This is a genomic window from Streptococcus pseudopneumoniae, assembly GCF_001074565.1.
Lineage (GTDB): Bacteria > Bacillota > Bacilli > Lactobacillales > Streptococcaceae > Streptococcus > Streptococcus pseudopneumoniae_J.
In genome coordinates this window covers 170,798-197,789 of record NZ_JUQX01000018.1, presented here as the reverse complement: position 1 = coordinate 197,789, position 26,992 = coordinate 170,798, and the positions used below count along the sequence as shown (strand labels likewise).

Annotated in this window: 21 protein-coding genes and 2 pseudogenes; 18 read left to right on the top strand and 5 right to left on the bottom strand. The window is 41.7% G+C overall.

What is annotated here, in order from left to right:
* Positions 1-7 precede the first annotated feature (7 nt).
* From rpoB to recA, 9 genes are all read left to right on the top strand, one after another.
* The gene (gene rpoB / locus ADI74_RS02560; protein WP_049536827.1) at positions 8-3,619 is read left to right on the top strand and encodes a DNA-directed RNA polymerase subunit beta; all 3,612 of its coding nucleotides are present in this window, start codon (positions 8-10) and stop codon (positions 3,617-3,619) included.
* Between the two features lie 32 nt (positions 3,620-3,651).
* Entirely contained in the window at positions 3,652-7,317 is a 3,666-nt protein-coding gene (gene rpoC, locus ADI74_RS02555; protein WP_049536826.1) for a DNA-directed RNA polymerase subunit beta', read from the top strand.
* Between the two features lie 111 nt (positions 7,318-7,428).
* A complete protein-coding gene (ndk, locus tag ADI74_RS02550; protein WP_049536825.1) occupies positions 7,429-7,848 on the top strand; it encodes a nucleoside-diphosphate kinase in 420 nt (139 codons plus the stop codon).
* Between the two features lie 133 nt (positions 7,849-7,981).
* Positions 7,982-8,605 (top strand): hypothetical protein, encoded by a 624-nt coding sequence (locus tag ADI74_RS02545; RefSeq protein ID WP_049536823.1) that lies wholly within the window; start codon positions 7,982-7,984, stop codon positions 8,603-8,605.
* 83 nt (positions 8,606-8,688) lie between these two features.
* Positions 8,689-9,132: a tRNA (adenosine(37)-N6)-threonylcarbamoyltransferase complex ATPase subunit type 1 TsaE gene (gene tsaE, locus ADI74_RS02540; RefSeq protein WP_049536821.1), complete on the top strand. Its 444-nt coding sequence runs from the start codon at positions 8,689-8,691 to the stop codon at positions 9,130-9,132.
* Entirely contained in the window at positions 9,122-9,643 is a 522-nt protein-coding gene (locus ADI74_RS02535) for a GNAT family N-acetyltransferase (RefSeq protein ID WP_049536820.1), read from the top strand. The genes tsaE and ADI74_RS02535 overlap by 11 nt, the downstream gene beginning before the upstream one ends.
* 4 nt (positions 9,644-9,647) lie before the next feature.
* Positions 9,648-10,688 (top strand): biofilm formation/cell division transcriptional regulator BrpA, encoded by a 1,041-nt coding sequence (gene brpA, locus ADI74_RS02530; protein WP_049505416.1) that lies wholly within the window; start codon positions 9,648-9,650, stop codon positions 10,686-10,688.
* Between the two features lie 71 nt (positions 10,689-10,759).
* Complete coding sequence (locus ADI74_RS02525; protein WP_049536819.1) at positions 10,760-12,016, top strand: competence/damage-inducible protein A; 1,257 nt, start codon at positions 10,760-10,762, stop codon at positions 12,014-12,016.
* A gap of 54 nt (positions 12,017-12,070) precedes the next feature.
* The gene (gene recA / locus ADI74_RS02520; RefSeq protein WP_049536817.1) at positions 12,071-13,219 is read left to right on the top strand and encodes a recombinase RecA; all 1,149 of its coding nucleotides are present in this window, start codon (positions 12,071-12,073) and stop codon (positions 13,217-13,219) included.
* Between the two features lie 49 nt (positions 13,220-13,268).
* On the opposite strand, the gene ADI74_RS02515 is transcribed toward recA, so the two are convergent.
* Entirely contained in the window at positions 13,269-13,823 is a 555-nt protein-coding gene (locus ADI74_RS02515) for a GNAT family N-acetyltransferase (protein WP_049536815.1), read from the bottom strand.
* A 100-nt stretch (positions 13,824-13,923) separates the two neighbouring features.
* Between ADI74_RS02515 and ADI74_RS02510 the strand changes: the two genes are divergently transcribed.
* Together ADI74_RS02510 and ADI74_RS02505 are read left to right on the top strand one after the other, a co-directional pair.
* The gene (locus tag ADI74_RS02510) at positions 13,924-15,294 is read left to right on the top strand and encodes an MATE family efflux transporter (RefSeq protein ID WP_049536814.1); all 1,371 of its coding nucleotides are present in this window, start codon (positions 13,924-13,926) and stop codon (positions 15,292-15,294) included.
* Positions 15,295-15,390: 96 nt separating this feature from the next.
* Entirely contained in the window at positions 15,391-16,107 is a 717-nt protein-coding gene (locus ADI74_RS02505) for a YebC/PmpR family DNA-binding transcriptional regulator (protein ID WP_049536812.1), read from the top strand.
* A 47-nt stretch (positions 16,108-16,154) separates the two neighbouring features.
* Here ADI74_RS02505 and ADI74_RS02500 read toward each other — a convergent pair whose 3' ends face one another.
* The gene (locus ADI74_RS02500) at positions 16,155-16,823 is read right to left on the bottom strand and encodes a CD20-like domain-containing protein (RefSeq protein ID WP_049536844.1); all 669 of its coding nucleotides are present in this window, start codon (positions 16,821-16,823) and stop codon (positions 16,155-16,157) included.
* A gap of 214 nt (positions 16,824-17,037) precedes the next feature.
* On the opposite strand from ADI74_RS02500, the gene ADI74_RS02495 reads away from it, so the two are divergent.
* The 5 genes from ADI74_RS02495 to ADI74_RS11395 all read left to right on the top strand — a co-directional run bounded on the left by ADI74_RS02495 (position 17,038) and on the right by ADI74_RS11395 (position 21,829).
* Entirely contained in the window at positions 17,038-17,499 is a 462-nt protein-coding gene (locus ADI74_RS02495) for a MarR family winged helix-turn-helix transcriptional regulator (protein ID WP_049536810.1), read from the top strand.
* The gene (locus tag ADI74_RS02490; protein WP_049536809.1) at positions 17,483-19,252 is read left to right on the top strand and encodes an ABC transporter ATP-binding protein; all 1,770 of its coding nucleotides are present in this window, start codon (positions 17,483-17,485) and stop codon (positions 19,250-19,252) included. Before ADI74_RS02495 ends, ADI74_RS02490 begins: the two co-directional genes overlap by 17 nt.
* Entirely contained in the window at positions 19,242-21,002 is a 1,761-nt protein-coding gene (locus ADI74_RS02485; protein WP_049536806.1) for an ABC transporter ATP-binding protein, read from the top strand. The genes ADI74_RS02490 and ADI74_RS02485 overlap by 11 nt, the downstream gene beginning before the upstream one ends.
* 111 nt (positions 21,003-21,113) lie before the next feature.
* On the top strand, positions 21,114-21,617 hold the full coding sequence (locus tag ADI74_RS02480; protein WP_049536805.1) for a phosphatase PAP2 family protein: 504 nt from the start codon (positions 21,114-21,116) through the stop codon (positions 21,615-21,617).
* Positions 21,618-21,706: 89 nt separating this feature from the next.
* The gene (locus ADI74_RS11395; RefSeq protein WP_260467084.1) at positions 21,707-21,829 is read left to right on the top strand and encodes a hypothetical protein; all 123 of its coding nucleotides are present in this window, start codon (positions 21,707-21,709) and stop codon (positions 21,827-21,829) included.
* A 542-nt stretch (positions 21,830-22,371) separates the two neighbouring features.
* On the opposite strand, the pseudogene ADI74_RS11200 reads toward ADI74_RS11395, so the two are convergent.
* The 3 genes and pseudogenes from ADI74_RS11200 to ADI74_RS02465 all read right to left on the bottom strand — a co-directional run.
* Positions 22,372-22,648, bottom strand: a pseudogene (locus ADI74_RS11200) (IS3 family transposase); the annotation flags it as partial.
* Positions 22,649-22,791: 143 nt separating this feature from the next.
* Positions 22,792-23,256, bottom strand: a complete 465-nt coding sequence (tnpA, locus tag ADI74_RS02470) for an IS200/IS605 family transposase (RefSeq protein ID WP_049536802.1) — start codon at positions 23,254-23,256, stop codon at positions 22,792-22,794.
* 251 nt (positions 23,257-23,507) lie between these two features.
* On the bottom strand, positions 23,508-26,057 hold the full coding sequence (locus ADI74_RS02465) for an SEC10/PgrA surface exclusion domain-containing protein (protein WP_049536800.1): 2,550 nt from the start codon (positions 26,055-26,057) through the stop codon (positions 23,508-23,510).
* Between the two features lie 201 nt (positions 26,058-26,258).
* Between ADI74_RS02465 and ADI74_RS02460 the strand changes: the two are divergent.
* Positions 26,259-26,432: pseudogene (locus tag ADI74_RS02460) on the top strand (phosphatase PAP2 family protein); the annotation flags it as partial.
* 113 nt (positions 26,433-26,545) lie between these two features.
* Positions 26,546-26,992, top strand: coding sequence for a LytTR family DNA-binding domain-containing protein (locus ADI74_RS02455; protein ID WP_000776579.1), 447 nt, complete (start codon positions 26,546-26,548; stop codon positions 26,990-26,992).

Genomic DNA, 26,992 nt, shown 5'->3' with positions numbered 1-26,992 from the left:
AATCATCTTGGCAGGACATGACGTTCAATACGGGAAACATCGTACCCGTCGTAGTTTTTCAAGAATCAAAGAAGTTCTTGACTTACCAAATTTGATTGAAATTCAAACGGATTCATTCAAAGATTTCCTAGATCACGGTCTTAAGGAAGTATTTGAAGATGTATTGCCAATTTCAAACTTCACAGACACAATGGAGTTGGAATTTGTTGGCTATGAAATCAAGGAACCAAAATACACGCTCGAAGAAGCTCGTATCCACGATGCTAGCTACTCAGCACCAATTTTTGTAACCTTCCGCTTGATCAATAAAGAAACAGGCGAAATCAAGACCCAAGAAGTCTTCTTTGGTGATTTCCCAATCATGACCGAAATGGGTACTTTCATCATCAATGGTGGTGAACGTATTATCGTTTCTCAGTTGGTCCGCTCACCAGGTGTTTACTTTAATGACAAAGTAGACAAGAACGGCAAAGTGGGCTATGGTTCTACTGTTATCCCTAACCGTGGAGCTTGGTTGGAACTTGAAAGCGACTCAAAAGACATCGCTTATACTCGTATCGACCGTACTCGTAAGATTCCATTTACGACCTTGGTTCGTGCGCTTGGTTTCTCTGGTGATGATGAAATCTTTGATATCTTTGGTGACAGCGAATTGGTTCGCAACACTATTGAAAAAGATATCCACAAGAACCCAATGGACTCTCGTACAGACGAAGCCTTGAAAGAAATCTACGAACGCCTTCGTCCAGGTGAGCCTAAGACTGCTGAAAGCTCACGTAGCTTGCTTGTAGCACGTTTCTTTGACCCACGCCGCTACGATTTGGCAGCTGTTGGTCGTTACAAGATCAATAAAAAACTCAACGTTAAAACACGCTTGCTCAACCAAACCATTGCGGAGCCATTGGTAGACCCTGAAACTGGTGAAATCTTGGTAGAAGCTGGTACCGTTATGACTCGTAGCGTGATTGAAAGTATCGAGAGTCACTTGGATGGCGACTTGAACAAGATCGTTTATATTCCAAACGATGCAGCTGTTCTGACAGAACCAGTTGTGCTTCAAAAATTCAAGGTTGTTGCCCCAACGGACCCAGACCGTGTTGTAACCATCATCGGAAATGCCAATCCAGACGACAAGGTTCGTGTTGTAACTCCTGCGGATATCCTTGCAGAGATGAGCTACTTCCTCAACTTGGCTGAAGGTATCGGACGTGTGGATGATATCGACCACCTTGGAAACCGTCGTATCCGTGCAGTTGGTGAATTGCTTGCCAACCAAGTACGTCTTGGACTTTCTCGTATGGAACGTAATGTCCGTGAACGCATGTCTGTTCAGGACAATGAAGTTTTAACACCACAACAAATTATCAATATCCGTCCTGTAACAGCTGCGGTTAAAGAATTCTTTGGTTCATCACAGTTGTCACAGTTCATGGACCAACACAACCCGCTTTCTGAGTTGTCTCACAAACGCCGTTTGTCAGCCTTAGGACCTGGTGGTTTGACTCGTGACCGTGCTGGATATGAAGTTCGTGACGTGCACTACACTCACTATGGTCGTATGTGTCCAATCGAGACACCTGAAGGACCAAACATCGGTTTGATTAACAACTTGTCATCTTACGGACACTTGAACAAGTATGGCTTTGTTCAAACACCATACCGTAAGGTTGACCGTGAAACAGGTGTTGTGACCAACGAGATTGTTTGGTTGACAGCCGATGAAGAAGATGAATTTACTGTGGCGCAGGCTAACTCTCGCCTCAACGAAGATGGGACTTTTGCTGAGAAAGTTGTCATGGGACGTCACCAAGGGGTCAACCAAGAGTATCCAGCAGAAGTGGTTGACTACATGGACGTGTCACCAAAACAGGTAGTTGCCGTTGCGACAGCATGTATTCCTTTCTTGGAAAACGATGACTCCAACCGTGCCCTCATGGGTGCCAACATGCAACGTCAGGCTGTGCCTTTGATTGATCCAAAAGCGCCTTACGTTGGTACTGGTATGGAATACCAAGCAGCTCATGACTCTGGTGCTGCTGTTATTGCTCAGTATGATGGTAAAGTTACATACGCAGATGCTGACAAAGTAGAAGTACGCCGTGAAGATGGTTCATTGGACGTTTACCACATCCAAAAATTCCGTCGTTCTAACTCAGGTACTGCCTACAACCAACGTACGCTCGTAAAAGTCGGCGATGTCGTTGAAAAAGGCGACTTTATCGCTGATGGACCTTCTATGGAAAAAGGTGAAATGGCGCTTGGACAAAACCCAATCGTTGCCTACATGACATGGGAAGGTTACAACTTCGAGGATGCCGTTATCATGAGCGAACGCTTGGTCAAAGACGATGTCTATACATCTGTTCACCTAGAAGAATACGAATCAGAAACTCGCGATACAAAGCTTGGGCCTGAAGAAATCACTCGTGAAATTCCAAACGTTGGTGAAGATGCCCTTAAAGATCTCGACGAAATGGGGATTATCCGTATCGGTGCTGAGGTCAAAGAAGGCGATATCCTTGTAGGTAAAGTCACACCTAAGGGTGAAAAAGACCTTTCAGCTGAAGAACGTCTCTTGCACGCTATCTTTGGAGACAAGTCTCGTGAAGTGCGTGACACTTCTCTTCGTGTACCACACGGTGCCGATGGTGTTGTTCGTGATGTTAAGATCTTTACACGTGCAAATGGAGATGAGTTGCAATCAGGTGTTAACATGCTGGTTCGCGTCTACATCGCTCAAAAACGTAAGATCAAGGTCGGAGATAAGATGGCCGGACGTCACGGAAACAAAGGGGTTGTCTCTCGTATCGTTCCTGTAGAAGACATGCCTTACCTTCCAGACGGAACTCCAGTCGATATCATGTTGAACCCACTTGGGGTGCCATCACGTATGAATATCGGTCAGGTTATGGAACTTCACCTTGGTATGGCTGCTCGTACCCTTGGTATCCACATCGCAACACCAGTCTTTGACGGAGCAAGTTCGGAAGACCTTTGGGACACTGTTAAAGAAGCAGGTATGGACAGCGATGCTAAGACAATCCTTTACGATGGACGTACAGGTGAGCCGTTTGACAACCGTGTATCAGTTGGTGTCATGTACATGATCAAACTCCACCACATGGTTGATGATAAATTGCACGCGCGTTCAGTCGGACCATACTCAACTGTTACCCAACAACCACTCGGAGGTAAAGCTCAGTTTGGTGGACAACGTTTCGGTGAGATGGAAGTTTGGGCTCTTGAAGCTTACGGTGCGTCAAATGTCCTTCAAGAAATCTTGACTTACAAGTCTGACGATATCAACGGACGTTTGAAAGCTTATGAAGCTATTACAAAAGGAAAACCAATTCCAAAACCAGGTGTTCCAGAATCCTTCCGAGTTCTTGTCAAAGAATTGCAATCTCTTGGTCTTGACATGCGTGTCCTAGACGAAGATGACCAAGAAGTGGAACTTCGTGACTTGGATGAAGGAATGGACGAAGATGTCATCCACGTAGATGACCTTGAAAAAGCCCGCGAAAAAGCAGCCCAAGAGGCTAAAGCAGCCTTTGAAGCTGAAGAAACTGAGAAAGCAACAAAAGCGGAAGCAACAGAAGAAGCTGCTGAACAAGAATAAGCAGTTCACTTAAAATAGAAAGGGAAGAAATAGTGGTTGATGTAAATCGTTTTAAAAGTATGCAAATCACCCTAGCTTCTCCAAGCAAAGTCCGTTCATGGTCTTATGGAGAAGTCAAAAAACCTGAAACAATCAATTACCGTACCTTGAAACCAGAACGTGAAGGACTCTTTGACGAAGTGATCTTTGGTCCTACAAAAGACTGGGAATGTGCTTGTGGGAAGTACAAACGCATTCGTTACAGAGGGATTGTTTGTGACCGCTGTGGGGTTGAAGTAACGCGTACAAAAGTTCGTCGTGAGCGTATGGGGCACATCGAGTTGAAAGCTCCTGTATCTCACATCTGGTATTTCAAGGGGATTCCAAGTCGTATGGGCTTGACCCTTGATATGAGCCCTCGTGCCCTCGAGGAAGTGATCTACTTTGCGGCTTATGTGGTGATTGATCCGAAGGATACACCGCTTGAGCACAAGTCTATTATGACAGAGCGCGAATACCGTGAGCGTTTGCGTGAGTATGGTTATGGATCATTCGTTGCCAAGATGGGTGCCGAAGCCATCCAAGACCTCTTGAAACAAGTAGATCTTGAAAAAGAAATTGCCGAACTCAAAGAAGAGTTGAAGACAGCTACTGGACAAAAACGTGTCAAAGCCATCCGTCGTTTGGATGTTTTGGATGCCTTTTACAAGTCTGGAAACAAACCTGAATGGATGATTCTCAATATCCTTCCGGTTATTCCACCAGATCTTCGTCCAATGTTGCAGTTGGATGGTGGGCGTTTTGCCTCATCTGACTTGAATGACCTTTACCGCCGTGTTATCAACCGTAACAACCGTTTGGCTCGTTTGCTTGAGTTGAATGCACCAGGTATCATCGTTCAAAATGAGAAGCGTATGCTTCAAGAAGCGGTTGACGCTTTGATTGACAATGGTCGTCGTGGTCGCCCGATTACAGGACCAGGTAGCCGTCCGCTCAAATCATTGAGCCACATGCTCAAAGGGAAACAAGGACGCTTCCGTCAAAACTTGCTCGGTAAACGTGTTGACTTCTCAGGACGTTCCGTTATCGCCGTTGGTCCAACTCTTAAGATGTACCAATGTGGTGTCCCACGTGAAATGGCGATCGAGCTCTTTAAACCATTCGTTATGCGTGAAATTGTTGCGCGTGATATTGTACAAAACGTGAAAGCAGCGAAACGCTTGGTGGAACGTGGAGATGAACGTATCTGGGATATCCTCGAAGAAGTGATTAAAGAACACCCAGTGCTTTTGAACCGCGCACCGACCCTTCACCGTTTGGGGATCCAAGCCTTCGAACCCGTCTTGATTGACGGGAAGGCCCTTCGCTTGCACCCGCTTGTCTGTGAAGCCTACAATGCCGACTTTGACGGGGACCAAATGGCCATCCACGTACCGCTTTCAGAAGAAGCCCAAGCGGAAGCTCGTATCCTCATGCTAGCTGCTGAACACATCTTGAACCCGAAAGATGGTAAACCAGTTGTTACTCCTTCTCAGGACATGGTTTTGGGAAACTACTACTTGACCATGGAAGAAGCTGGTCGTGAGGGTGAAGGAATGGTCTTCAAAGACCGTGACGAAGCGGTTATGGCTTACCGTAATGGTTATGTTCACCTCCACTCACGTGTAGGTATCGCGACTGATAGCCTCAACAAACCATGGACAGAAGAGCAAAAACACAAGGTCTTGCTGACAACAGTTGGTAAAATCCTCTTCAACGACATCATGCCAGAGGGTCTACCTTACTTGCAAGAACCTACAAATGCTAACTTAACAGAAGGAGTTCCAGCTAAGTACTTCTTGCCACTAGGTGGAGATATCAAGGAAGCCATTCGCAATCTTGAACTCAACCCTCCATTCAAGAAGAAAAATCTTGGGAATATCATCGCTGAAATCTTCAAACGTTTCCGTACGACAGAAACTTCTGCCCTACTTGACCGTATGAAGAACCTCGGTTACCACCACTCAACTCTTGCAGGTTTGACAGTAGGTATTGCCGATATCCCAGTTGTTGAAGACAAAGCTGAAATCATCGAAGAATCACACAAACGTGTAGAACAAATCACCAAACAATTCCGTCGTGGTATGATCACGGACGACGAGCGCTACAATGCAGTTACCGCTGAATGGCGTGCGGCTCGTGAAAAATTGGAGAAACGCTTGGTTGCCAACCAAGATCCTAAGAACCCTATCGTTATGATGATGGACTCTGGAGCCCGTGGTAACATCTCAAACTTCTCACAGCTTGCCGGTATGCGTGGTCTGATGGCCGCTCCGAACGGACGTATCATGGAATTGCCAATCCTTTCAAACTTCCGCGAAGGTTTGTCAGTACTCGAAATGTTCTTCTCAACTCACGGTGCCCGTAAAGGTATGACCGATACGGCCCTTAAGACAGCCGACTCAGGTTACTTGACTCGTCGTTTGGTTGACGTTGCCCAAGATGTGATCATCCGTGAGGACGACTGTGGAACAGACCGTGGTCTCTTGATCCGCTCTATCGCAGAAGGAAAAGAGATGATCGAGTCTCTCGAAGAACGTCTCAATGGTCGTTACACTAAGAAAACTGTTAAACATCCAGAAACTGGTGCAGTTATCATCGGTCCAAATGAGTTGATTACAGAAGACAAGGCGCGTGAAATTGTCAATGCTGGTGTGGAAGAAGTGACTATCCGTTCTGTATTTACATGTAACACTCGTCATGGTGTCTGCCGTCACTGTTACGGTATCAACTTGGCGACTGGTGATGCGGTTGAAGTTGGTGAAGCAGTTGGTACAATCGCTGCCCAATCTATCGGGGAACCTGGTACACAGCTTACCATGCGTACCTTCCACACGGGTGGGGTTGCCTCAAATACCGATATCACTCAGGGTCTTCCTCGTGTCCAAGAAATCTTTGAAGCCCGCAATCCGAAAGGGGAAGCGGTTATCACTGAAGTCAAGGGTGAGGTTACAGCCATCGAAGAAGATGCATCAACTCGTACTAAGAAAGTCTTTGTTAAGGGTGAAACTGGCGAAGGTGAATACGTGGTACCATTTACAGCACGTATGCGTGTCGAAGTTGGAGACCAAGTCTCTCGCGGTACAGCATTGACAGAAGGTTCTATCCAACCGAAACGCCTCCTTGCTGTTCGTGATGTCTTGTCAGTTGAAACCTACCTTCTCGGTGAAGTACAAAAAGTTTACCGTAGCCAAGGGGTAGAAATCGGTGACAAACACATCGAGGTAATGGTTCGTCAAATGATCCGTAAAGTTCGTGTCATGGATCCAGGTGACACAGACCTCCTCATGGGTACCCTCATGGACATCAACGACTTTACAGATGCCAACAAAGATGTTCTTATCGCAGGTGGAGTTCCAGCGACAGGTCGTCCAGTCCTTATGGGAATTACCAAAGCCTCACTTGAAACCAACAGTTTCTTGTCAGCAGCTTCCTTCCAGGAAACAACTCGTGTCCTTACAGATGCGGCCATCCGTGGTAAGAAAGACCATCTCCTTGGACTCAAGGAAAATGTTATCATCGGTAAAATCATTCCAGCAGGTACTGGTATGGCTCGCTACCGTAACCTTGAACCACAAGCTATCAATGAAGCAGCCTATCTGGCTCCAGAACAAGAAGAGACAGAACTTGCTCCAGTAGAGGAAACTGTGGAAATCCAAGTTGAAGAAACAGTAGAATAAAAGCAAAAAGAGAACCTTTGGGTTCTCTTTTTGCTTTGTTTCAGAAAATTTTCCCACTTTTCCATAAAGTGTGGTAGAATAGAAGAACTAAAATGCCAAGGAGGTGTCCGTATGGAACAAACATTCTTTATCATTAAGCCAGATGGTGTGAAAAGAGGTCTGATTGGTCAGGTTCTGAAAAGAGTTGAGGAGCGTGGTTTCAAAATCGAAAAATTAGAGTTGCGTTCAACAGTTTCAGAAGATTTGGTTGACCAACACTATCAAGACTTGGTTGGAAAAAGTTTTTATCCTCCTATCCGTCAGTTTATGACCTCAGGACCAGTAGTAGTGGGTATTCTATCAGGTCCGAAAGTGATTGAAACTTGGCGGACAATGATGGGGGCTACTCGTCCAGAAGAAGCTCTGCCAGGAACTATCCGAGGAGATTTTGCCAAGGCTGCAGGAGACAATCAAGCCATTCAAAATGTAGTTCACGGATCCGATTCGGAAGCTTCTGCCAAACGAGAAATTGCTCTCTGGTTTAAGGATTAGACTGATAAAAAACAGTTCTATGCATAATGGAACTGTTTTTTGGTCAGTTGAGCATAAAAGAAGAACACTTGAGAGGGCATTCTTCATTTCACCCTCCTTACAGGGTATAATCCCTTATATGGAGGGAAAAGAAATGGTAAAATCAATTCGCCTATTATTGTTGGCTTCGGTCATCCAGATTAGTTTTTCTAGTTGTCTATTATGGAAAGAATCCTTTTTATCTTTGAAGCAGACCAATGCTTATTTTTTGATTTTGATTGTAGGAATTTCTATTTTTTGTGCTGGGATAAATTATTTTCATACAGCAGACCAGTCAAAGCACAGTATTTTACATGTTCAAAAGAAAGTGAGTCTTATTTATGGTCTCCTTTTAGCAGTCAATCTTCTGGCAACCTGTTTGGTTCTCTCAGAAAGCATTCAAACCACTAGCAGGCTGCAACAGGAACTGGTTGACCTCTTTTTACCCTCCTTCTTTTTCTTGCTAGGAGTAGATTTATTGATTTTCTTACCTTTTGATAAAATTTTTCGAGATATAGAAAATTACCTCAATAAAAAGAAAACAGTCGTCATTTCCGTTTTAGCTACTGTTCTTTTCCTGAGAAATCCTTTTGTCATTTCCTCGATTCTCTTGTATGTCGGTATCGGATTTCTATGTGCACGTTTCCTTTTTCCCAAATGCCTTCACAGAGAAATTTCCTTTTATAGCCATCTGATTCGAGATATCTTGTTTGTTTTTGCGATTTTTCTATTCTTTTAAGTAGAGGTTGATTCTTTGAAATCATTATAGTAAGTTTGTAAAGAAAATTCACACAAAAGGAAACTTTTTGGTATAATAGTAGCATGCACATAAAAAATGAAGAAGAGCTTCTAGCTCTTGGAGAAAGATTAGGTCGTATCCTGCAAAAAGACGATGTTCTGATCTTGACGGGTGAGTTGGGCGCGGGTAAAACAACCTTTACAAAAGGCCTTGCCAAGGGTTTGGATATCCGTCAGATGATTAAAAGTCCAACCTATACCATTGTCAGAGAGTATGAAGGACGCTTGCCACTTTATCATCTTGATGTTTACCGTATCGAAGGGGACGCTGATTCTATTGACTTGGATGAGTTTCTCTTTGGTGGTGGTGTGACTGTTATTGAGTGGGGGCATCTTTTGGGTGAAGATTTACCAGATTCTTACTTGGAGTTGGAAATTTTGAAAGAAGTCGACGGTCGTTGCCTTCAATTTATAGCTCATGGCTCTCGGCCTGAACAACTCATCAAGGAGCTTCAGGATGGAGTATGAATTGTGTATTCGTGAGGCTGAGATCCAAGATGCCGCAGCTTTGGTTGCATTTTTAAATCAAGTCGGTCGAGAGACAGACTTCACTAGCTTGGATGAACATGGCATAGGAATGACTGCGTCTGAAATGGCTCTTTTTATCGAAAAACAAGCTGCTTCAGAAAATCAAATTACTCTCCTCGCCTTGCTGAAAGATGAGATTGCAGGTGTTTTGAATATCACTGCTGATCAGCATGTAAGGGTTCGGCATATTGGAGATGTTTTTTTGGCGATTCAAAAGAAATTTTGGAACCAAGGTTTGGCTACCATACTTCTAGAAGAAGGTATTGAGTGGGCTAAATTGAGTGCTGTTTTGCGTCGCTTACAACTTAGTGTGCAAAAACGAAATGAGGCCGCTATCCACCTCTATTCAAAAATGGGATTTATAACAGAAGGCTTGCAAGAAAGAGGAGCCTATTTAGCAGAAGGGACATTTTTAGATGTTTGCCTTATGGGCAGACTGATAGATGAATAACGAGATGATCAAAAAATTAATTGGAATGGTGCTAGCTTTTCTAGCAGTAACAGTTGTAGGTGTAGCGGTTTATGGTTACACCATTTTCCAACAAGGAACAGCAACCTTGAGTGAAAAGACTTATAAAAAGATTGGTGAAGAAACCAACGTTATCGAGGCGACTGAGCCTCTGACCATCCTCTTGATGGGGGTAGATACGGGAAATGTGGAACGTACAGATCCATGGGTGGGGAATAGTGATTCCATGATTCTCCTTACCGTTAATCCGAAGACGAAGAAAACCACTATGATGAGTTTGGAACGGGATATTTTAACCAAGATTGACCTTGGAGACGGCCAAGTTCAGGAAGCTAAACTCAATGCTGCCTATGCCAATGGCGGTGCGGAACTGGCGATTTCTACTATTCAAAAGATGATGAATATCCATATAGACCGCTATGTCATGGTCAATATGCAAGGTCTTCAACAATTGGTGGATGCAGTTGGGGGAATCACCGTCAACAATACACTTGGTTTCCCGATTTCGATTGCTGACCAAGAAGAGTTTAATAAGATTTCCATTGGTGTTGGAGAACAAACCTTGAATGGTGAGGAAGCCCTGGTGTATTCACGGATGCGTTACCAAGACCCAGAAGGAGATTATGGTCGTCAAAAACGTCAACGGGAAGTTATTCAAAAAATCGTAGAGAAGGTTTTGAGTCTAAATAGTGTGAGCCATTATCAAGGCATCCTCAAAGCTTTGAGCAACAATATGCAGACCAATGTCGACCTTTCAGCCAAGAGTATTCCACAATTGCTCGGCTATCAAGATTCCTTCAAGAATATTGAAACGCATCAATTGCGTGGAGAAGATGCTGAGTTGCAGGGGATTTCTTATCAAATCGTTACCTCAGAACATATGCTCGAAATGCAAAATCTTTTACGTCGTTCACTAGGTAAAGAGGAAGTGACTGAGTTGGAAACCAATGTTGTTCTTTACGAGACGGCATTTGGTCGACCTGCACCTTCATCAAGTACTAGTGCTTCAAGCGAAGAAACAGAATAAAAAAAATTAAATCGTGGGAAATTTCCTGCGATTTTTTCAAAAAGAATCCGAATAGATAGGTAGGAGGAAAAATGAAAGCAGAAATTATTGCTGTAGGAACAGAAATTTTAACAGGGCAGATTGTCAATACCAATGCTCAGTTTTTATCAGAGAAACTAGCTGAAATCGGGGTAGACGTCTACTTCCAAACAGCTGTTGGGGATAATGAAGCTCGTCTTTTGTCCTTGCTTGAGATTGCGAGTCAACGTAGCAATCTTGTGATTTTGACAGGGGGCTTGGGACCAACCAAGGATGATTTGACCAAACAAACTCTGGCTAAATTTTTGGGAAAAAATCTAGAGTTTAATCCTCAAGCGCAGGAAAAACTAGATATCTTTTTTGCCCAAAGGCCAGACTATGCGCGAACACCAAATAATGAGCGGCAAGCCCAAATTGTAGAAGGGGCAACCCCATTGCCAAATGAGACAGGCTTAGCTGTCGGAGGAGTGTCGGAAGTGGATGGCGTGACCTACGTGGTTCTTCCAGGACCTCCTAGTGAGTTGAAACCCATGGTCCTAAATCAGCTCTTACCCAAGTTAATGACTGGTGCTAAGCTCTATTCCCGAGTGCTCCGTTTCTTTGGAATTGGAGAAAGTCAGTTGGTGACTATTTTGGCGGACTTGATTGACCAACAAACGGATCCGACTTTGGCTCCTTATGCCAAAACGGGAGAGGTGACCTTGCGCTTGTCTACAAAAGCAGTCAGTCAAGAAAAGGCTGATCAAGCACTGGACATCCTAGAAAATCAAATCTTGGGTCGCCAGACTTTCGATGGACATTCACTGCGAGATATCTGTTATGGATATGGAGAAGAAACCAGTCTAGCAAGTGTCGTTGTAGAAGAGCTTAAGAAGAGACAGAAAAGCATTACTGCAGCAGAGAGTTTGACGGCAGGCCTCTTTCAGGCTACTTTAGCAGACTTTTCAGGTGTGTCAGCTATCTTTAATGGAGGATTTGTCACCTACAGCCTAGAGGAAAAGTCCAAGATGCTGGATATTTCCGAGCAAGAGCTGAAAGAATACGGGGTCGTTTCTGAGTTTACCGCTCGAAAAATGGCAGAGCAGGCACGTCTCAAGACTCAGTCTGACTACGGAGTGAGTTTGACGGGTGTGGCAGGACCAGATAGCCTAGAGGAGCATCCAGCTGGGACCGTCTTTATCGGCTTGGCGCATGCAAAAGGAACAGAACTTATCAAGGCGAATATCGCAGGACGGAGCCGTGCAGATGTTCGTCATATTGCGGTAATGCATGCCTTTAACCTAGTTCGCAAGGCTTTATTAAGTGACTAAATTTTGGTATAATAAAAGATAGGTCTAAGGACCAGTAGAATATAGGAGAACAAAATGGCGAAAAAACCAACAAAAAAATTAGATGAAATCGGAAAAAAATTTGGAGCTGATCGTGAAAAAGCCTTGAACGATGCTCTTAAATTGATTGAGAAAGATTTCGGTAAAGGCTCAATCATGCGTTTGGGCGAGCGTGCAGAGCAAAAAGTTCAAGTGATGAGTTCAGGTTCATTGGCTCTAGACATTGCTCTTGGTTCAGGTGGTTATCCTAAGGGACGTATCATCGAAATCTATGGACCAGAATCATCTGGTAAAACAACAGTTGCCCTTCACGCTGTTGCGCAAGCTCAAAAAGAAGGCGGTATCGCTGCCTTTATCGACGCGGAACATGCCCTTGATCCAGCCTATGCAGCAGCCCTTGGTGTGAATATTGACGAATTGCTCTTATCACAACCAGACTCAGGTGAGCAAGGCCTTGAAATTGCAGGGAAATTGATTGACTCAGGTGCAGTTGACCTAGTCGTTATCGACTCAGTTGCGGCCCTTGTGCCTCGTGCAGAAATAGATGGTGATATCGGAGACAGCCACGTTGGTTTACAAGCTCGTATGATGAGCCAGGCCATGCGTAAACTTGGTGCTTCAATCAATAAGACCAAAACAATTGCTATCTTTATCAACCAATTGCGTGAAAAAGTTGGGGTCATGTTTGGAAACCCAGAAACAACTCCAGGTGGACGTGCTCTGAAATTTTATGCTTCAGTCCGTTTGGATGTTCGTGGAAGCACACAAATCAAGGGAACTGGTGACCAAAAAGATACCAATGTCGGTAAGGAAACCAAGATCAAGGTTGTTAAAAACAAGGTGGCTCCACCGTTTAAAGAAGCTTTTGTTGAAATCATGTACGGAGAAGGGATTTCTAAGACTGGTGAACTCTTGAAGATTGCAAGTGACCTTGATATCATCCAAAAAGCAGGAGCTTGGTACTCTTACAAGGGTGAAAAAATCGGGCAAGGATCTGAAAATGCTAAAAAATACTTGGCAGATCATCCGGAAATCTTTGACGCCATTGACCATCAAGTCCGTGTTCAATATGGCTTGATTGAAGATGAAGAAGCTTCTGATCATAGTCCAGTAGCGGAGACGACTTCTAACCAAGAAGTAACACTTGACCTTGGCGATGATCTTGGAATTGAAATTGAAGAATAAAAATAAAAGTAGCAGAAAATCTGCTACTTTTTTATCTAATTCAAACGAACTAATGATCACTAAAGCGTCTGTATTCGATATGAAAGTCAAAGTAATGTTCATCTTGCAACTTCTGGAAGATGTCACGATAGGCTTCTTCGTCAAAGTGATCGCCACGATAGAGGATTTCAAAACTCAAACCATCGTACTCAAGGAAAGCGTTGGCTGTTTTAAAGGCATTTTGCCGATAGAAGTCCATTCTAGCCTTCCTTTGCTCCAAGTTATCGCATTCTTCATCTAAGCGCTCGACTTCAAGCAACATGGTCCGCTGATAAAAATCAGTTAGTTTGTCGATAATTTCCTTCCCATACCCGTGGCTTCTCAGGTGGGGCATGATGGCAAAAAAGCTGATATAAAAGGCTTTTTGATTGGAGATGGCAAAAGCAAATCCGACAAACTCTTCTTCGTTATAAAAGGCGAAAAAGTGGGCATCGTCTCGGTCTTGATAGCGTAAAAACTCAGACAGTGGGACTCGTTCTTCCTCGGGGAAGGCTTCATTGTTTAGCTTTTCAACCTTATCCAAATCAGGAAATGCATTGGTTATTAATTGACTGGTCAAACTCATAAATGACCTCCTTTTCTTGATTATAGCAAATTGTCTCTCGGTAGGCAATTGATTTCAAGCAATCCTTGTCGCTCCTCTAGAAAGCTGATATAATAGGCTTATGAATAAGAAAAGAAAAGTGGATTTGGTCAATGGTCCAATCCTTCCTTCGCTTTTAAGCTTTGCCTTTCCAATCTTGTTGTCTAATATCTTTCAACAGCTTTATAATACGGCTGACGTCTTGATTGTTGGGCGTTTTCTTGGGCAAGAATCCTTGGCAGCAGTAGGAGCAACAACGGCCATTTTTGACTTGATCATAGGCTTTACGCTTGGTGTTGGCAATGGCATGGGGATTGTCATTGCCCGCTATTATGGGGCTCGTAATTTCACCAAAATCAAGGAAGCAGTTGCAGCAACTTGGCTTCTGGGTGCCATCCTGAGTGCTCTTGTCATGCTGATGGGCTTCTTCGGTCTTTATCCACTCTTGCAGTACCTAGAAACACCTGTAGAAATCCTTCCTCAATCCTACGAGTACATCTCCATGATTGTTACCTGTGTAGGGGTTAGTTTTGCTTACAATCTTTTTGCAGGCTTACTGCGCTCGATTGGTGATAGCCTTGCGGCTCTTGCTTTTCTTATCTTCTCAGCTATCGTTAATGTGATCTTGGATTTGTATTTTATTACGCAACTGTATCTGGGTGTTCAGTCTGCTGGTCTTGCGACTATTATCTCGCAAGGTCTGTCAGCTATTTTCTGTTATTTTTATATTCGTAAGAGTGTTCCAGAGCTTCTTCCAGGCTTGAAACATTTCAAATGGAATAAGTCTCTCTATGTTGATCTCTTGGAGCAGGGGCTAGCCATGGGTCTGATGGGGTCAATCGTCTCTATCGGAAGTGTCATTTTGCAATCCTCTGTCAATAGTTTTGGTGCAGTCATTATCAGTGCTCAAACAGCAGCGCGCAGAATCATGGCCTTTGCCTTGCTGCCAATGACGGCTATTTCAGCATCGATGACGACTTTTATCTCTCAAAATTTTGGGGCGAAACGTCCCGAACGTATTGTCCAAGGCCTTCGTTTAGGGAGCTATTTGAGTATGTCTTGGGCAGCCTTTGCCTGTATTTTCCTATTTTTTGCCAGTCCTAGCCTAGTTTCTTTCTTGGCGAGTTCGACAGACAGCTATTTGGTAGAAAATGGGACCTTGTACTTACGTATCAGTTCGGTATTCTATCCATTTTTAAGCCTTTTATTGATTTATAGAAATAGCTTGCAGGGACTAGGCCAAAAACTTTTGCCACTTATATCTAGCTTTATCGAGTTGTTTGGGAAAATTATTTTCGTAGCTTGGATTATTCCATGGACAGGCTATACAGGTGTTATTCTCTGTGAACCGCTACTCTGGGTTGTGATGACTGTCCAACTTTACTTCTCCCTTTCCCAACACCCTTGGATAAAAGAAGGCAAGAAAATCGTGGCAGTCGGAGGGAAATCCTAGCTTGCTTTGCAAAAGAAAATCCATCTCCTCTAGTGAAAATCAGCTAGACTTGTGTTATAATAAGAAAGATTAAAATGTGAAAAAAGGAGATTCCTAATGGGACGTAAATGGGCCAATATCGTAGCCAAGAAAACGGCTAAAGATGGAGCTAACTCTAAAGTATATGCAAAATTTGGTGTAGAAATCTATGTAGCAGCTAAAAAAGGGGAACCAGATCCAGAATCAAACACTGCTTTGAAATTCGTTATCGATCGTGCTAAACAAGCGCAAGTGCCAAAACACGTTATTGATAAGGCTATCGATAAGGCAAAAGGGAACACAGATGAAACCTTTACAGAAGGACGTTACGAAGGATTTGGACCAAATGGTTCTATGCTGATTGTGGATACCTTGACTTCAAACGTCAACCGTACAGCTGCGAACGTTCGTGCTGCTTTTGGTAAAAATGGCGGGAACATGGGAGCTTCAGGTTCGGTTTCTTACCTCTTTGACAACAAGGGTGTGATCGTATTTGCTGGTGATGATGCGGATGCTATCTTTGAACTCTTGCTTGAAGCAGATATTGATGTGGATGATGTAGAAACGGAAGAAGGAACAATCACTGTTTACACAGCTCCAACAGACCTTCATAAGGCTATCATTGCCCTTCGTGAGTCTGGCATCGAAGAATTTCAAGTTACTGAATTGGAAATGATTCCTCAGTCAGAAGTTGAGTTGTCAGGTGAAGATTTGGAAACATTTGAGAAACTTTACAGCGTCCTTGAAGATGATGAGGACGTCCAAAAGATCTACACAAATGTAGATGGATTCTAATAAAAAAGCGAACAGACTTGCTAGCTGTTCGCTTTTTATATTTGAGATTAGATTCTGGTTCCAGAATCTCTTTGCTGCTGGCTTTCTCCTAGGCCTACAGCTATTTTATGAACTAGTAAGAGTTGACCATTGTCCTGTTTTGCAAAAGTTAAGGTAACAGTCTTGATATTGTCACCAATAGAGATATAGGTGACTTTTCTAGTATCGTATCCCCCAATAGTGGAATCAAACTCGGAGTCTGGCAGTCCGTGTTTTTTGATAATATCCTTGTAATTGGTACCACCTTTTCCTTTGTTATCAAGGTCACCTTCGATTAAAGCGTCGAACTGTTCTTGGGTCCAAGTAAAGGTATCGTCTTCTTCCTCCTCTTCAGGGAGTGAATCAATGGTATCATCTGTCAAGTCGCGTTCCATTGAGGAACTGGCTTCTCTATAGGAACGGTTAAACTCTCTGACAAACTCTTTGTAGACATTAGCATACAACATCTGGGTCGTAAGGAAGAGTATAATAGAAGCAATTGACAAGGATGTTCCGATAATGGCCATTGTTTTCCGTTTTTTGAGATTGGCAATAAGTCCGATAATACCTAAGATCAAAGCGACAATAGCGATGAAAAACGATAGATAGTTAATAAACGGGATCCAAGATCCTAAAAGTGCGATGGCTCCAAAAATGGTTGCTAAAATCCCTAAAACTTTTTGTTCTTCTGGTTTCATTTGAACGTTTTCTCCCTTCGTCAAGTGAATGGATTCCTATCCACGGTAGCTAGTGCTTATTATAGAGAAAATATTCTCCAATGTCAATTCAGACTAAAATAGTTCTCTAGGGAACTTTTTTCTTGACATCTCTTCTGAAAGTGATAAAATAGTTCTCATGGAAACTTAATTAGTTCTCCAGAGAACTATATTTAATAGTGAGAAAGGAGCAATCATGGACAAGCCGATGTTAGCTTTTAAACGTTTTGGTCATCAGGTTCACCTTATGGTGCAACAGGAAGCTAAACGCTGTGGCATTGAATTTATGGGCGGACCGCAAGGGCAGGTCCTACGATTTTTAGACTATCGTGAGGAGTCTGAACAGGCGGTGTTAATCAAGGATATTGAGCAGGAACTCAATATCACCAAGTCAGTCGCCAGTAATCTAGTGAAGCGTATGGTGCAAAATGGTTTGGTGGAATTGGAAGTGAGTCCAAATGACAAGAGAGCCAAGTACGTTCGATTGACGGATAAATCGCGTTCGCAGATGCAAGAAGTTAAGGCTTTTTTTGATCGGATTGATCAGAGTCTGCTAGAGGGTGTTTCAAAGTCCGACTTGGCAATCTTTGAAAAGGTCCTCAGTCAGTTGCAAGAAAATGTTGAGAAGATAGGAGGAGAGAATGAAGAAACTCGCTAAACGTATTACAGGAAAAGAGTGGGGAATGATCGTCCTTACGATTCTGTTCACTTGTTTCTCGGTCTATCTCGAGTTAGAGGTGCCGACCTATATTTCGCAAATTACAGAATTACTGGGAACGTCTGGAACGCAGTTGGGTGAACTTTGGTCACCAGCCCTTAAGATGATAGGCTTGTCTCTACTTGCTTTTCTGTCATCCGTTACTGTTGGATTTTTTGCCGCTCGCGTTGCAGCGTCTTACACAACTCATTTACGAAGCGATATTTTTCATCGTGTTCTAGATTTCTCGCAGACAGAGATCAAACGTTTTTCAATCCCAAGTCTCTTGACTCGGACGACTAATGATATCACACAGGTTCAGATGCTTTTTACCATGGGACTCCAGGTGGTCACTCGTGGACCAATCATGGCTATCTGGGCTATTGGAAAAATCCTTGGGAAGTCGGAATACTGGCTCTGGGCAGTGGTTGTGGCTGTTATTGTGAATGTCTTGATGACCACTATTCTCATGACTCTGGCCTTTCCAAAACAATCTGTCATCCAAAAATTGACAGATAAACTTAATAGCATCACTCGTGAAAGCTTGACTGGGATTCGAGTTGTTCGTGCATACAATGCGGAAGATTACCAAGATGAAAAATTTGAAGCAGCCAATGATGAAGTGACGCGTCTCAACCTCTTTGTCAATCGATTGATGGCGATTATGAACCCGATTATGATGGCGATTTCAAGTGGATTGAGTTTAGCCATTTACTGGATTGGTGCCTATATCATCAACGACGCAAGTTTGGCAGAACGTTTGCCACTCTTTAGTGATATGGTGGTCTTCATGTCCTATGCTATGCAGGTCGTGATGGGCTTCCTTCTCATGGGAGCACTCTTTATCGTTCTTCCTCGTACCTTGGTTTCGGCAGGACGTATCAATCAAGTATTGGATCTGCATCCTTCTATTGAAAATCCTGGTCATGCTCAGACAGCGGATCCTTCAGTTCAAGGACAAGTGGAATTCCGTGATGTAACCTTCCGCTACTCTAAAAACTCAGAAGCAGTTGTGGAACAGGTTACTTTCAAAGCCGAAGCAGGGCAAACGGTCGCCTTTATCGGTTCAACTGGTTCTGGGAAATCGACACTTGTTAATCTGATACCTCGTTTTTATGATGTCTCGGCTGGTCAAATCTTAGTTGACGGTGTCAATGTTCAAGATTACGACTTGGAAGATTTGCGCAATAAAGTCGGCTATATCCCTCAAAAAGCTGTGCTCTTTTCTGGAGATGTTAAGGAAAACTTAGACTTTGGTAAGAGTCAAGAAAGTCCACTAAGTGAACCTGCCATGTGGCAAGCTTTGGAATTGGCCCAGTCTAAAAACTTTATCGAGGATAAGGAAGCAGGTCTTGACTCAGAAGTGGCCCAAGGAGGGACCAACTTTTCAGGTGGACAAAGACAGCGTCTGGCCATTGCACGCGCCTTGGCTCGTAAGCCTGAAATCCTCATTTTTGATGATTCCTTCTCAGCCTTGGACTACAAGACAGACCGGATCTTGCGCCAAGAACTTGCTGAAAAAACACAATCCATGACCAAGCTCATCGTAGCGCAACGCATCTCAACCATCATGGATGCTGACCTAATCATGGTTTTGGATCAAGGTAAAGTCGTGGGACAAGGCACCCACAAGGAACTCCTTGCAACCAACGAAGTTTACCAAGAAATTGCTTATTCACAACTATCGAAGGAGGAATTGGAACATGGAAAATAAGAAAATGTCCTTATGGAAACAGTGTAGACCTTTTCTAGCAGGTCTCCAACTTCCCCTACTAGTAGCTGTTGTCGGAGCTGTGTGTTCTAGTATCATCACGGTGTATGGACCGACCAAGATAAAAGAAATCACCAACTTAATCTCAGATGGCTTGATGACGGGGATTGACCTGGAGGCTGTATCAAGTATTGCTAGCTTTTTGGTTATCCTTTATGTGCTTGGTATTATCCTTAACTATACACAGGCCTACATTTTTTCAACTAGTATCCAACATTTTTCACAACGTTTGCGGAAGGCTATCGCTGAAAAAATCAATCGCTTGCCTCTAGGCTATTTTGACCGTCATTCTCAAGGGGACACTCTTTCTCGTGTCACCAATGACGTCGATACGGCGGCTCAGTCACTCAATCAAAGTCTAGGGACAGTTATCTCAGCTAGCTTCTTGCTGATTGCAGTTTTGATTACCATGTTTGGCATGAACTGGATTTTGGCACTGGTAACCGTTGTTTCAACTTTTATCGGTTTCGTTTTCGTGTCCGTCTTTATGGGCAAGTCACAGGGCTTTTTTAAGAGTCAGCAACAGGATTTGGCAGCCGTCAATGGCTATGTGGAAGAAATGTACTCTGGCCATAATGTGGTGACCAGTTACAATGCTATCGAGAGCACTAAAGAAGAATTTGCGAAATTAAATCATCGCCTATATGACAGTATTTGGAAATCTCAGTTTATTTCAGGAATTATGATGCCAATCATGATATTCATAGGAAACTTTAGCTACGTCTTGGTGATTATCGTTGGTGCAGCCTTGGCATTGAATGGGCACATCAGTATCGGGATTATCGTTGCCTTTATGGCTTACGTGCGTATCTTTTCTCAGCCCCTTTCTCAAATTGCCCAAGGAATTACCAGTCTTCAACAGGCTAGCGCAGCCATGGGACGTGTCTTCGAGTTTCTAGATGAAGAGGAAATGGAAGATGAATCTCATAAGGAAAGACAATTGACCAAGATGAAGGGTGAAGTAGTCTTTGAACAGGTGTCATTTGGCTATACACCAGAGCGCACCATCATCCATGACTTCTCTGCGACAGCTCATGCTGGTCAAAAGGTTGCCATTGTTGGGCCGACTGGGACTGGTAAGACAACCATTGTCAATCTTTTGATGAAATTCTATGAGATTGATAAGGGAAGTATTCGCATTGATGGTGTGGATACTAAGAACATGACGCGTTCAGAAGTGCATGATGCCTTTTCAATGGTCTTGCAGGACACCTGGCTCTTTGAAGGAACCATTCGAGAAAATCTCATCTATAATCAAACGGGCATCAGTGATGAACGAATGATGGAAGCCAGCAAGGCTGTGGGAATCCACCACTTTATCATGACCTTGCCAGATGGTTACGATACTGTTTTGGATGATACAGTGACCTTGTCTGTTGGACAGAAACAGCTCTTGACCATTGCTCGTGCCTTGCTCAAGGACGCGCCACTCTTGATTTTGGATGAGGCGACTTCTTCTGTTGATACACGGACAGAGGAATTGATCCAAAAAGCCATGGACCGTTTGATGGAAGGGAGAACTTCCTTTGTTATTGCCCACCGCTTGTCAACCATCCGAAATGCAGACTTGATCTTGGTCATGAAAGATGGCAATATCATCGAGCAAGGGAATCATGATGATCTGATGGCCCAAGCTGGCTTCTACGCGGATCTCTATAATAGTCAATTTACAGAAGATGATGCAGAAGAATAAACCTCAGAAGGCTTGACGGCCTTCTTTTTCTGCACTATACTAGAGTAGGAGATGCTAGCAAGCTCATTCTGTCAGGCTTCTTGTGTAAAATCTAGAAACAACGAGAAATATATGAAAAATTATCAAGAGTGGTACGATAAGAGGAAATCAAGCCTCCTTCGACATCCACAACTTTTGCAACTGATGCGAATCTTTAATCGCATGATGACAGTCCTGATGCCCTTAGCTTACTTGACCCTGTTGGGAATAAGCTTTGTCCGTAAAGGAATCGGGAAAGACCTATATGCTTATATCTTGGTGCCAGCTTTTGGCTTTGTCCTGTTGACGCTCCTTCGTAAGTGGATCAATCAACCGCGACCTTATGAGACTTGGAGAATTGTTCCGCTACTAGACAAGGACAGTTCTGGGAATTCAATGCCCAGCCGCCATGTCTTTTCAGCAACCATCATTTCCATGGCTTGTTTACATGCAAATCTGCCTGTAGGATTGGTTCTATTGACTTTATCAGCCTTTCTCGGTCTTGTGCGGGTTTTAGGTGGCGTTCATTATCCTAAGGATATTCTAGTTGGCTACGCCTGTGGTCTTCTCTGGGGAATTCTTTTCTTTATTTTGTAAGAAGCAAAGCAAGTGGGCTTGGCCTCGTAACCACTTATGGGTCAATCCGTAAATTCAAACAACATGGAATTTGTGGGAACATTCTTGGTATGGTCGCAGTAACATTAGCAATGAACTATGGAACAACTTATGCAGATGAAGTTAAACAAGTAGAAACACTTGATAAGAAAATAGCTGAAAAGAAGGAAATAATCAAGAAATTGCAAAAGTAAAAAAACCAATGAAGAACCAGTTGCTGACATTAAAGCAGAATACCAAAAAGCAACTGCTTAAGAAATTCCAAACACTCCTACTTCAACTAAGAAAGTATGATCAAATACTAGTGCTGAAGTAAATGTGTTAGGTGTGATTATGGCGGGTATTACTTATGCTCTAGGAGTAATCGGTCTTAAACGTAAATATGACTAATAACTTTTAAAAAGAGCATACTGTAGATTCAATGTCATAAGTTAGTGAACTAACCATTTGAATAGGAGATAGGATTGAGGTTATCAAAGTGATCCTCTATCCTATCTTCTATTTTTTGCATCACAAATAAAGTTTTTTTCACCCTATTTTTTGAGATTTATGTTACTCTATAGATGAAATCAACCACCCACATATCAAGGTATTTGATAAAAAATAGTTTGAGTTTCATAGTCAAACTAAGGAAATTGTCTTTTTTGAATTAAAGTTTAGTGTAAAAATTCTATACAAAACCAACACCTTACCTAGTGATTTTTTTGATAAGGTGTTACAATCATATGGCGTAAACAATTTTACCGATTTTGGGTAGAGCATAATCTAAAGATACTCTTTTTCGTGAAAGATCTTCAAGCAGAACTTTCTCAACCATTTCTTGTTTTAATTCAGGGGAATAGTGACGATTTTTCCCCTTTTTTAACGATTTCTATTCCATAACGGTCAATTAATTTCACCATGTACTTTAGACCAGAAGCATCCACTCCAAATCTTTTTGAAAGCTGTTTGAAGCTTTGACCTTGCTTTCTAAGTTCATAGATCTGAACCTTATCTTTATAAGTTAATTTCATAATCATAACCACCCGTCTAACGGGTGGTTTGTACCGGGGCTATAAGCCCAAATTACCAGCCAGCGCCTAAAGATGCTGGCTTTCACTTTGTTCAAGCCTTACTGCTCTTGACTCGTCACTTACCTCTCAAAGAGGCTTTTGTATTACTTACCACTATCCCTAAAGGGATTCTCATATTCTTTTACACTCAATTTATCTAGTGCTATATCATGCTTTTCCTGATCTTGAATATATTTCTTAATTGTGGCTTCATTGAGTCCCACCGTACTTACATAATAACCTTCCGCCCAGAAATGCCAATTCCCAAACTTATACTTGAGGTTGGCGTGTTTGTCAAACATCATGAGTGAACTCTTACCTTTTAAATATCCCATGAAACTTGCAACGCTAATTCTAGGTGGAATGCTTACCAACATGTGAACATGATCTAGCATTAAATGGCCTTCGATAATTTCAATACCTTTATAACTACACAAGCGATGAAATATTTCGCCTAAACTACTCCGATATTGATTATAGATGACTTTTCGTCTATACTTAGGGGTGAACACAATGTGATACTTACAGTGCCACTTTGTGTGCGATAAACTATGAGCCTTTTGTGCCATATTTTTCTCCTTTCGCTTTACAATTGGCTTGAACACCCTTATTGTATTGCGTTTGGAGTTTTTTTGGTATAACCTTCGACGCGCACCTAGCGGAGCGAGACGGACTAATAGTCGCATAATAAAACACCCCAAAAGTTAGATTTTTTCTGTCTAACTTTTGGGGTGCAATTCAATACAGAATCGTATTTGAATTTCTTAACTTAATGATATTGTCTAAACTTGTCTTCTCTTTTTTAAATTGTCAGAATGGATTAGTCTTCTTTTTTCTTTCTTGCCAAAGCATAACCTGCAGTAGCTAAACTTATAAGTGCTGAATATGTCATGAATGATTGTTCAATTGAACCAGTATTTGGTAATACTGATTCATTAGAAGAGTTAGTTGCTGGTAGAGTGTGATTAGAATTTTGATTAGCTGTAGTATTTGTTCCGTACAATACTTTATCGAACATTCTATTGTATTTTTCAAGTTTTCTTTGTTTTTGTACTTCACGAGCTTTTTCTGATTTCAATGATTCTAAATAAGTAACCGCAGCTTCATGTTTAGATTTAAGTTCATTGATTTTAGCACGTTCTACATCAGCAACTCCTTTAGCTTTCAAGTAGATCTCTTCTTTTTCTTTTTGAACTTTTACTTTTTCTTTAAGAATAGTTTTTTGATCTTTAAGTTGTTCTTTTAATTCTTTAATAGAATTTGTTAATGTTTCAATTTCTTTGTTGTTTTCAGCAATAGATTTTTCAGTGTTAGTAACTTTATTTTTTGCTTCTGTCAATTTAGCATTAAGTGCTTTCAATTGAGCCTCAATTCGTTTAACTTCGGCTTTAGCACGTTCTACATCAGCACTTGCTTTATCATATTCAGCTTTCGCTTTGTTGTAAGTTTCAGTTGCTTTAGTTAAATCAGATTCAGCTTTAGGTAGAGCAATATTTAATTCTTTGCTTTTGTTTTGAACAGCAGTAAGATTGTTATTCTTTTCTGTTAATTGGTTTGCTAATTGAGTTTGTTTAGCAACAGCACTGTCGTAAGCAGTTTGTGCTTTAGGAGTTTGAATTTCAATTGCTTCTAAACGTTTCAATTCTTTTGTTGAAGCATCAAGCTTATCAGTCGTTGATTTAACATTCTTAGTAGCTTGAGCCAATTCGGCTTTGTTTGTTTCAATTAGTTTGTCAAGAGAATTTACACGAGTAACCGTTTTGCTGTAATCTGTTGCTGGAATTTCATACTCTTTAGTTTTCAATGTGCTATCTTGTTCTTTCAAGCTTGTTTCAGTAGCACCAATCATTACATAGCTTCCGTCTTGAACTACGAAAGTTTGTAATTCTGTTTTCTTATAATCCCAAATCAAGCCTGATTGGATAAGAGCGTGGCCCCAATCACTCAATTCATCATCATACAACCAACGAATCATACTATTATAAACTTCAGCTTTCAATTCACCCATTGTTGTCATATTTGTTTCAAGTGAATAAGCAAGTGTTTCCATACGAACTGGAGCAGCTGTAGTGTTATAACCAGCTTTTGCTAAGTTAGCACCAACAGATTCGCTACTTTTCAAGTGACCCATTTCAGCTGCGTTCCATACAGTAGGATTTGTAGTGTTAGCATATTTACGGATAGCATTTTTATATGTTTCACCGATAAGTTTAGATAAGTTAACTGATTCTTCACTTACACGAACCATAGTTGGAGAGAAAGTTCCGAATTTAGTACGTACATCTTCAATGAATTGAGACATACGGATATTTAATTCTTTTAATTGTTCTGTTGTAAGGTTGGTTGGGTCAACAGTACGTGTGTCACTTTCTTTAAGTAATTCCATTGCATCTTTAACTTCTTTTGAGTTAAGGATTTCTTTAGCAATTTTTTCTACGGCATTACTGTTAGCAGTTGAATCGTTTTGTTTGTAAGCTTTAAGAGCAGAAATATAAGCATCTGTTACTGGAATTTCCAAGTTGTCAGCAAGTGCATTCTTAGCAGAAGTCAAGTCATTAGCTAATTTTTCTTTTTCAGCAGTTTTTGCTTTTTCTGTTGCAATAGCATTATCTTTATTTCTTTGGTCTTGCGCTACAATTGTTTTTTGTGAAGCAATGTTGTTAGCACGAGTTTTATCAGCTGTTTTAGCATTATCTAAAGCTGTTTTTGTTTTGGTTACATTTTGGTTAGCAGCTTCTTTAGCAGAAGTTAAATCATTGATTTCTTTAGTTAAAGTAGCTTCATTTGCTTGATTTGTTTTCAAATCTTGTTTAATAGAATTTACTTTATCTTGAGCAACTTCTTTAGAAGAAGTTGCTTCATTCAAAGCATCAACTTGCGGTTGAATTTTAGCTTCTTCTGTTTTTTGTTTTTCTTTAGCTGTTGTTAATTGATTTTCTGTATTAGAGATTTCATTCTCTGTATTTGTTACTTCGTCTTTATTAGATTGTAATTCTTTTTCTAATTTTGGAGTTAATTCTTTATCTTTAGCTAAAGTAGCTTCAGCATTTTTTAATTTTTCGTTAGTTTTATTAACTGCATCTTGAGCAGCTTTTACTTCATCTGTAGCTTTATCGTGATCAGATTTAGCTTGAGTTTCTTTATCGAAAGTTTCTTTTGCAGAAGTTTCAGCGTTAGTTACATCTTTTGAAGTTTTCGCAACTTCTTTTTCTGCTTTCTGAATAAGAGTAGCATTTTCTGCTGTTGGAGCTGCTTCAGTTGCTTTAGTAGGTTGTGCTACAGAAGTTGGTTCAGCTTCCTCTGCGAATACAGTCGTTCCAGTGGTTGCAGCTAGGATTGCGGCCCCAACAATAATAGTTTGTTTTTTCATATCAGATCCCTCTTTATCTTTTTCTAAATTAATTGCACAAAATTTCTTTTGTTCTTTACTATAATATCATAAAATGTTTTTTTTTGACTTAATTTTATATTTAAATTACTCCAATTTTAAAACTTAGATAAAAAGAGCAAAGAAGTTTCTTTGCTCAAACTGATTTTGATATGTGTTATTTCGTAACTAATGAAAGTAAAAACCATCATTTCCATGGCTTGCTTGCATGCAAATCTGCCTGTGGGGTTGGTTTTATTGGTCTCATCAGCTTTTCTCGGTCTTGTGCGAGTCTTGGGTGGTGTTCATTATCCCAAGGATGTGCTCGTAGGTTATGCTTGTGGTCTGGTGTGGGGATTCCTTTTCTTCTTATTTTGACATGTAAGTCAAGCTAGTCTTACAACCACTTACTGCTTCAAATTGACCACTTACTTTTTTGCCCTTGTATTCCTAATTTAGCTTTGATATAGTAGAGTCAGAAAGGAGATGTGATGAAGTTACGAATTGAGATTGACGGCAATTTAGATGAGACTGAAATTGTCATCAAGACCCCTGCTTTGACAGATGAAATTGCAGATTTGCAACGGCTCTTGCAAGAGTCAAAGGCTCCGAGGTTGACTTTTTACAAGGGGACAGGTGAATATTACCTAGACCTTTCAGAAATTCTCTTCTTTGAAACAGAAGGGAGCAAGATCTACGCTCATAACCAGAAGGAAGCTTATGAGGTTCGCCTCAAGCTCTATGAGTTGGAGTCTATCTTGCCTCGCTATTTTAGTCGAGTTTCCAAGTCAACTATCGCAAATATCCGTCAGATTTACTCAGTGGACAAGTCCTTTTCAGGAACGGGCACCATTTCCTTTTATCAGACGCACAAGGAGGTTCATGTCTCACGACATTACCAATCCCTCCTAAAAGAAAATCTAAGAAACATGAGGTAA

What these genes read in the sequence shown, in the direction of transcription:
- ndk (WP_049536825.1), top strand. Translation starts at nt 7,429, where the DNA reads ATGGAACAAACATTCTTTATCATTAAGCCAGATGGTGTGAAAAGAGGT.
- ADI74_RS02545 (WP_049536823.1), top strand. Translation starts at nt 7,982, where the DNA reads ATGGTAAAATCAATTCGCCTATTATTGTTGGCTTCGGTCATCCAGATT.
- tsaE (WP_049536821.1), top strand. Translation starts at nt 8,689, where the DNA reads ATGCACATAAAAAATGAAGAAGAGCTTCTAGCTCTTGGAGAAAGATTA.
- ADI74_RS02535 (WP_049536820.1), top strand. Translation starts at nt 9,122, where the DNA reads ATGGAGTATGAATTGTGTATTCGTGAGGCTGAGATCCAAGATGCCGCA.
- brpA (WP_049505416.1), top strand. Translation starts at nt 9,648, where the DNA reads ATGATCAAAAAATTAATTGGAATGGTGCTAGCTTTTCTAGCAGTAACA.
- ADI74_RS02525 (WP_049536819.1), top strand. Translation starts at nt 10,760, where the DNA reads ATGAAAGCAGAAATTATTGCTGTAGGAACAGAAATTTTAACAGGGCAG.
- recA (WP_049536817.1), top strand. Translation starts at nt 12,071, where the DNA reads ATGGCGAAAAAACCAACAAAAAAATTAGATGAAATCGGAAAAAAATTT.
- ADI74_RS02515 (WP_049536815.1), bottom strand. Translation starts at nt 13,823, where the DNA reads ATGAGTTTGACCAGTCAATTAATAACCAATGCATTTCCTGATTTGGAT.
- ADI74_RS02510 (WP_049536814.1), top strand. Translation starts at nt 13,924, where the DNA reads ATGAATAAGAAAAGAAAAGTGGATTTGGTCAATGGTCCAATCCTTCCT.
- ADI74_RS02505 (WP_049536812.1), top strand. Translation starts at nt 15,391, where the DNA reads ATGGGACGTAAATGGGCCAATATCGTAGCCAAGAAAACGGCTAAAGAT.
- ADI74_RS02500 (WP_049536844.1), bottom strand. Translation starts at nt 16,823, where the DNA reads ATGAAACCAGAAGAACAAAAAGTTTTAGGGATTTTAGCAACCATTTTT.
- ADI74_RS02495 (WP_049536810.1), top strand. Translation starts at nt 17,038, where the DNA reads ATGGACAAGCCGATGTTAGCTTTTAAACGTTTTGGTCATCAGGTTCAC.
- ADI74_RS02490 (WP_049536809.1), top strand. Translation starts at nt 17,483, where the DNA reads ATGAAGAAACTCGCTAAACGTATTACAGGAAAAGAGTGGGGAATGATC.
- ADI74_RS02485 (WP_049536806.1), top strand. Translation starts at nt 19,242, where the DNA reads ATGGAAAATAAGAAAATGTCCTTATGGAAACAGTGTAGACCTTTTCTA.
- ADI74_RS02480 (WP_049536805.1), top strand. Translation starts at nt 21,114, where the DNA reads ATGAAAAATTATCAAGAGTGGTACGATAAGAGGAAATCAAGCCTCCTT.
- ADI74_RS11395 (WP_260467084.1), top strand. Translation starts at nt 21,707, where the DNA reads ATGGTCGCAGTAACATTAGCAATGAACTATGGAACAACTTATGCAGAT.
- tnpA (WP_049536802.1), bottom strand. Translation starts at nt 23,256, where the DNA reads ATGGCACAAAAGGCTCATAGTTTATCGCACACAAAGTGGCACTGTAAG.
- ADI74_RS02465 (WP_049536800.1), bottom strand. Translation starts at nt 26,057, where the DNA reads ATGAAAAAACAAACTATTATTGTTGGGGCCGCAATCCTAGCTGCAACC.
- ADI74_RS02455 (WP_000776579.1), top strand. Translation starts at nt 26,546, where the DNA reads ATGAAGTTACGAATTGAGATTGACGGCAATTTAGATGAGACTGAAATT.